General features: G+C 67.2%; 3 protein-coding genes. All 3 read right to left on the bottom strand.

What is annotated here, in order from left to right:
- Positions 1 to 3,042, bottom strand: a 3,042-nt coding sequence (locus VF515_00070; protein HEX7406025.1) for a UvrD-helicase domain-containing protein, incomplete at its 3' end; no start/stop codon positions are given.
- Positions 3,043 to 3,058: 16 nt separating this feature from the next.
- A complete protein-coding gene (locus VF515_00065) occupies positions 3,059 to 6,379 on the bottom strand; it encodes a PD-(D/E)XK nuclease family protein (GenBank protein ID HEX7406024.1) in 3,321 nt (1,106 codons plus the stop codon).
- Positions 6,380 to 6,397: 18 nt separating this feature from the next.
- The coding region (locus VF515_00060) for a CoA transferase (GenBank protein HEX7406023.1) at positions 6,398 to 7,355 on the bottom strand (958 nt) is incomplete at its 5' end.

Raw genomic sequence — 7,355 nt, 5'->3', positions numbered from 1 at the left:
CAGGGACTCGCTCAGCCCGACCTCCTGCGATGCCAACGAGACAGCAGCGGACGCGCTGTCGATGCTGCCCGCCAGGATCAGTTCGAGCGCCCGATGCACCGCCGAGCCGAATGCCGGGCCCAATCGTCCCGACTCGGCCTTGCGGGCGCGTTCGGACTCGATGTCGATTTCCTGCCCCATGCTGGCACCGGTGGCTTCCAGGGTGACCGCGGTGGGAACGGCAACGGGCTGAGCAGATACGGCAAGGGACTGTTGGAAATCCAGCCGCACCGCAGCCAGCTGTTGCTGTAGCCCGGCGTCGCTTCGGATACGCCGAGGCGGTGGCGGCGTGATGCTACGGGCCCACTCCGGAAGCCGTTCGAGCCGGAAGGGTTCGAACCGGCGGACCTGTTCGAGCTCTGCTCCATCCGCCAGCTCGGTCGTGGCGTATTGCAGTCTTCTGCTCTTCGTCAGCGGCGCCGGCAGCACCAGAAGATCGCGCGCGCGGGTGGCGGCAACGTAGTAGAGACGTCGCCGCTCCTGATCGCCAAATTGTTTCTCGCGATCCAGCACGTGAGCCCCCGCCGGATGCTCGATGGCCACCGCCCCGAGACTGAGCGCCCAGGCCCGCCCGTCACGCCCAACGTGCCAGATGCCGCCACCGCGCTCGTTGAACGTCTGATAGCCGTCCCACAAGATGACGACCGGAAACTCGAGCCCCTTGGCGCTATGCGTCGTCATGACGCGGACCGCACCCGTCCCGGACGGCTCCGGCGCATCGAGAAAGACCGGGGCTTCCGCCCATGACCGGAACAGTTCGGTCGCGGCATCGTAGTCGCGCCCCTCGATGGCCGCGCGACGATCAAGCTCGGAGGCAACTTCGTACAGCGCCGCCAATGTCTGGCGCCCGTTACGGCCCGTCACCACGGTGCGGCCAAGTGCCGTGCGCTCGATCAGATCGCGTGCCGTGGCTCCAGGGGACTGCGCATACCGCTGCTCCCGCAGGGTGGCCACGATCGCCAGGGCGTGTTCCATACGCGCCCGCCGCCCGTCGGCCACAACATCCTTGTCGCCGCGTGCGATCACGGCGTCGCTGAGATCGAGGGCGAAAAACGGCGGGCGTAGCAGCGCCGCTTCGGCGACGCCGTCGTTGCGGTCGGCAAGGGATCGCAACGCAAGCAGGTACTGGCGCACCACGGGATGAGCGAGAAACAGCGCCCCACCGCGCGCGCTGTACTCGATCCCAAGCGCATCGAACTCCTGCAACAGCAGCCGGAGGTTGGTGGTGACGGCGGCGAGCACGGCGATGTCACCCGGCTGCACGGGGCGCTCCTCGTTGGTGTCCGAGTCACGCACCTTGCAATGCGTATCGAGCAGCCAGCGCACATGGCGCGCCAGCATGGCCGCCTCGACGACGCGGCCGTCGGCAGCCAGCAGGCCTTCGTTCTGGAGGTCCGCATACGGCAGGACATGTACGGTCACGCCAGCCGCAGGGATGACGGCGCTGGGCAGCAGGTCTTCGTAATTGGCGCGTCCGGTTTGCGGGTCGAACGCCGGCCCATCGTTCTTGCCCAGCACTTTCCCGAGCTGCCGGTTGAAAAAAGTGATCAGCTCCGGGCGGCTGCGAAAGTTGGTTTCCAAGCGCTGTTCGAGCGCGCCGCCGGCGATGAGGCGCTCGGTCGCCAGCCCGTACATGGCGATGTCCGCGCGGCGGAAACGGTAGATCGATTGCTTCGGGTCGCCGACGATCGTGAGCTTGCCCGGCGCCAGCTGCACGGCCTGCCAACCTCGGGCATCGCTGCTGGTCGTCGCGGCCGTATCTTCGCACAGATAGAAGACGATCTCGCACTGCAGCGGGTCGGTGTCCTGGAACTCATCGACGAAGATGTGCTCGAAAAGGCTCTGGTAGAAACGGCGCGCGCTGAGATTGTCGCGCAGCAGGTCGCGCAGCTTGATGAGCAGATCGAGGTAGTCGACCACCTCATGCTCGGCTTTCACGCGCTCGTACATGGCGCGCACGACGGGGAACAAGCGCACCAAGCGCGTGGCCAGCCAGCGGTGTGGGCCTTTGAGCTGCTCGGCCAGCGAGCCTCTGGCGGTATCCTGCGGCCGGATGGCTTTGTAAATCGACCAGCCGTTGTCGTCGTTGTTGAAATCCGTCCCCTTGGTGAGCTGCCGTCCACCAAGCCCGTCCTGAACAATGCGGAAGGCCTCGGCGGGATCAACGACGGAGCGCAGGCGGTTCAGGGCACGCGCCATCAATCGCACGCTGCGGTGCCCGAAGGCGGTCCCACGCATGAGCTTGACCATCTGGGCCAGGCGGTCGGCCGCGGCGCGTGCCTGATCGAGCTGGGGATCAGGTACCGCGCACAGGTCGACGGCGACGTCGCGGGTGTCGATCATGCGCGACATCGTGGCCTCGAGGGATGCGACCGAGCCGTACACAGTCTCGGCACGCTCCATCTGCAAGCCGGCACGGGTGGCGGCGCGCAAGGTTTCCGCGGCCTCGTCGATCAAGGTGGCGTCGAGAGGCGCACCGAAGCGGCCGAGCTCTTTCCGCAGGCCCCCAACTTCCGCGGCCCGCCGCAGTCGCACGAAGGTTTCGTTCACCAGCTCGCTGGTGTCCTCGACGAGCGCATACGCCGGACTGAGAGCCGCTTCGACCGGCCGCAGGCGCAGCAGGCGGTCGGCGAAGCCGTGAATGGTGCCAACGAACGCGGCGTCCAGATTTCCCAGGGCATCGCGCAGCAGCGAGGCGCGCCGCTCGTCGCGTCCCGCCTCGCGTTCCAGCTGGCGCAGCAGGTGTTCGCGGATGCGGAAGCGCAGCTCCCCCGCGGCCCGGCGCGTAAAGGTGATCAGCGCCATGGTCTGAATGCCGATGGGCTTCACGCCGGCGCGCCTCGGCGCCAGCAACTCGACGGCGCGGTCGATAATGGTTTTGGTTTTCCCGGTCCCGGCGCCGGCAACCACGGCGACGTTGCAGTCGCGCTCGTGGATGATGGCATCACGGGCCGCCTGATCCGGCGGCAAGGGGGCGGGCGATGTGAGATGGCCGTCGGTCATGGCATCGCCCTCCGCATCAACGCCCTCTCTCGCCTTCCTTGCGCTTGAAGCGGGCGAAGGGCTCGAGGGCGTGGGCCGGAGGCAGGTTGTTGAGTTTCACGGCCGAGCGCTGCGCCGCGCCGTCGCCGCACGCCGGCACGAACGGGCAGTACTTGCAGTCATCGCGATTGGGCGTCCGCGGGAACAGGCCGCCGGTCAACAGCTGTCGTGCGATGCCCAGCCATTCACGCGTGTGGCGCCGCAAGACTTCCACGTTCGGTCCCTCGAAGGCCCGGTCCGGATCGCGCGCGGTCGACGGGTGCACGTACGCCGCCACACCAACCGGCGCGCCGCCGTAACCGCTGGATTCCAGTGCCAGGACATACACGCCGATTTGCAGATCTCGACCCGCGTTGATCGGATCTTCGCCGAAGTCCCGCACGCGGCCGGTCTTCAGATCCCTCACCGCCAGCGTCTGCCCTTCGATGCGATCGATCCGGTCTATCTTCCCCCACACGTAGAGGTCTCCGGCCTCCAGCGCCAACCGCACCGGCGCGGGAGCGCCAAAGGTCATCTCGCTTTCGAGAAACTCACGTGGCGGTACGTTCCATTCGTAGAGTACCAGCTGTTCGATCTGCCGTAGCAGGCGGTTGCGCTCGCGCGCGATGCCGTCTTCGCCACGCATCGGATACTCGTGCCGCAACTCGTCGAACGCCTCCTCCGCAATCGTCCGGGCGCGTGCGATCCATGTCTCGACATCGCCCTGGCGGCGGCACACTGCCGCACCGGCCTCGTGGTAGAAACGCTCCGCCGCCGTATGGAACAACGACCCGTACACTTTCGGATCGATCACATCAGCCGACGGCGGCGGCGTCGGCTCGGACAGGTGCAGCACCCGCGTCAGCAGAAACTGGTGCGGGCAGCGGAGCAGCAGGTTCAACGCCGAGGCCGAAATCGGATGGCGAGGAAACAGTCCAGCCTGGGGCACCACGGCCCACGCCTCTGTAACGATGCCGTCCATCACACCAGGGGAGTGATCCTCGACTGCGGCGAGTCGCTGCCAGAGCTGGTCCACCGCCAGCACCCCGTCATCCATCCAGTCAGCGGGGACGACGATGATTCCGGCCTCGTGCGGCAGCGCGGCCAGCACCGCAGCGAGAACGGCACGCGGCGACAGCGGCCGTTGCCCGGCGTTGCGCAAGCGGGCGTCACGGCCCGGGTTCAGGTAGGCGGCACGCAGCCGTGCCGCCGTCGGCACATCCCCCTCGTCGATACCGCCGCCCGTGCGCCCGAGCGCCGTGGCCACTTCGAGCATGATACCGGACACTTCACGTTCGCTGCGATCCACCCACTGCCGAGGCGCCGACAGAGCGAGGCGCCCCCGCACGCCACTGACCACCCGAAAGACATCGTGAATGTCATCGAGAACACGATCCGCCAAACGTGGGATCACGATGTCCGCATCCTTTTGTAGACTGCGGGCGGTGGTCTCGATGTCGGGACGCAGCACATCCGGAACGATCGGGTCGTCGTGCGGCGTGTGTGGCAGCGCCCCTTCCGCCAAACCGAGCACGCGCACCGCGCTGAACGGCAGACCGCTGGCCTGCGAGGCGGTGCCGATGAAGACGCACGGCTCGCCGAAGCGCGCCGTCGACTGCCGTTCCGACCGGAGCAGATCCATCAAGAAGCGAACGGCTGAAAATCCGGTCACACGCGCGGCCACCGCATCAGCGAGGATGGGCTGCACTCGTTGATCCAGGAGGCCGAGGATGTTCGCCGGCTGTGGCGGGACACGCAGCCGGCGCGCACAGAAGGCGCGGAACATGTGCCACACGGCGGCGAGTCCGACCCCGGCGATGACGTTCTCCGCCAGTTCCTGCAGCTCGCTGATGGCGGGAAGGATCGGCTCGACGTCACGCAGCCAACGCTCGGCCGCCACGCGGTCACGGACATCCACACGCGCCCCTGGATCTCCTTTCTTCTTGGCCGCCGTCTCGAGGAGCGACCGCAGTGCGTCACGCCGGCGCGTCAGGCGAGGGACCCATTCACCGACCCCAGCCGGATCTCCCGGAGTGCCGCCCAAGATTCCGGCGCCGTAGACGATCTCGGCGGCGCGCGAAGGTGAGAGGCGGACACGGCCGTGACCGCCGTCGCTGTCACCCCGCCGCAATGCCGGCAGGACGCGGATGGTGGCCTCGGCCTCCAGTCCGCGCGCCACGGCCTGGAGCACACCGTGCAAGCGCATCCCCGCCGGGAACGCCGCCAAGGCAAGTCCGCCGGCCACGTACACCCGAATCACGTTTTGAGTAGAATCGGGCGTCAGGCGTGCCAGGCGATCAGAGAGAAGCGGCGCGTAGGCGTCGACCTCCGGAACCACCAGGGCGATCTGCTCGAGCGGCGTGCCCGCCGCGATCTGCTCCGTGACCCAGGTAGCCGCCGCCTCGATTTCATCCTCGATACTCGGGTACTCCTCCAAGTCCACAGTGCCGTCGGGACCCGTGGACCGTGGTCGCCGCGGATCGGTCAGCACCTCCGGGAGCGCGAAGAGGAAGTTCTGTACCAGGTCGAGCTCGGAATCGGCGGACACTCGTCGCTCGCTTGGGCCGCTATCAGCAGACACCGGGAGCATTTGCCGCCAGCGCTGGGTACCCGTACGCAGCGGACGCGCCTCCTGGAACACGACATGACAGGCGGGAATCGCACGCAGAAAGCGCAACAGCGTGGTCGAAGGCGATGCCGCCAGCACGGCGAAGATGGAACCAAACGGGGCCAGCAGTTCGGGCCGGTGCACGGCCAGCTCGGCGGCTTCGGCAAGCACCTGCGCGTCGGTCGCCGCGATGCCTCTGTTCGCATCGGCGGCCTTCCAGGTGACCGCGACATCATGCAGGCGGTCTGCCGCCTGGCGGTCCTGCCCTGCGAGGCCATCGGCAACCGCCACTGCCAGTGAAGGGTCGAGGCCGCTGGCCTCCAGGTCGGCAATGGTCCGAGCGAAGGCATCGACATAGCCCTGACCGGAGCGCAGTTGCTCGGCGCTGAAATAGCGCAGCGAGCCGGACAGCGCTCCCGACTCGAACAACTCCAGGACGCGCAGTCTGCGCACGTCTTCCCATGCAGCGGTACGGACATGCCCCGCCCGCGCGAGCAGCTCGCGGGCGAACTCAACCGGGCGTAAGAACAGCACACCGGCGAGATGATCGGGCCGTCCGCGCTCGACACACACGTGGCGCCGGATAGCATGCGCTTGCCGCTCGGCAGCAACCAACACCACGGCACGACGTACCGGCTGTTGCGGCAAGGACTCCAACCGGCGTCCGATCCACGCCACCGGCGAAACGAATATGGCTTCGAACGTGCTCACGCTCACTCCCTCACGGAATCAGATGAGAACGTTGCCCGTTCGTAAACGCTCGATCTTCTCTGCCGAGTAGTGGAGTATCTGCGACAGCACGTAGTCGCTGTCCTGTCCCAGGCACGGTGCCGGGCGGCGCACCGCGCAGGGGGTGCCGGTCATGCGCCATGGGATGCCAATGTGCTGCCGCGTCCCGACCTCCGGGTGCTCGAGCCGCACGAACGCCCCGGTCTGGTTGAGGTGGAGATCCTCCGCAATATCTTGGTTGCTGCAGGACGTGAACGCCGGGATGCCCGCACGCTGAAGGATGTCGGTGACTTCCTCGGGCGATCGCTCCCGCGTCCATTCCGTCACGATCTCCTCCAGCCGATCCTCGTTCGCCTGGCGCGCGGCAAGCACCTGATAGCTGGGATCTGTCGCCAGGCCCGGACGCCCGATGACGCCAGCCAAGCGCACCCATTCGGCGTCGTCGCGGACCGCAATTGCCACCCAGCGCTGCTCTCCGGCGCAACGGAACACACCGTGTGGGGCCATGCCTGGATCACGGTTGCCCCGGCGTGGCGGCTGCGTGCCATTCATAGCGTAGTCCATGGCGCCTTCCGGCAGCACCGCAATCGTCGTCTCCTGCTGAGACAGATCGATGAACTGGCCGCGGCCGGTGCGGGCACGGTAGAGGAGCGCCGCCAACACGGCAAAGGCGCCATGCAGTCCGGCGGTGGGATCGCCGTAGGAGATACCGACGTGCATCGGCCGCCAGCCGGCGTAACCGGTGAGCGACGACATCCCTGCCAATGGCACCTGCGCCGGCCCGTACGAGACGAACTCCCGTTCCGGCCCGGTGGCGCCGTAGCCGGACATCGCGATCATGATGATATCGGGCTTGATCTGCTTCAGGACATCGTACCCCAGCCCCATGCGGTCCATCACCCCGAAGGCGAAATTCTCGCAGACGATATCGCTTTGGGCGACCAGTTCCTTGGCAATC

This window comes from Candidatus Binatia bacterium, from assembly GCA_036382395.1.
Classification (GTDB): domain Bacteria; phylum Desulfobacterota; class Binatia; order HRBIN30; family HRBIN30; genus JAGDMS01.
This window is presented reverse-complemented; position numbering and strand designations above follow the sequence as displayed.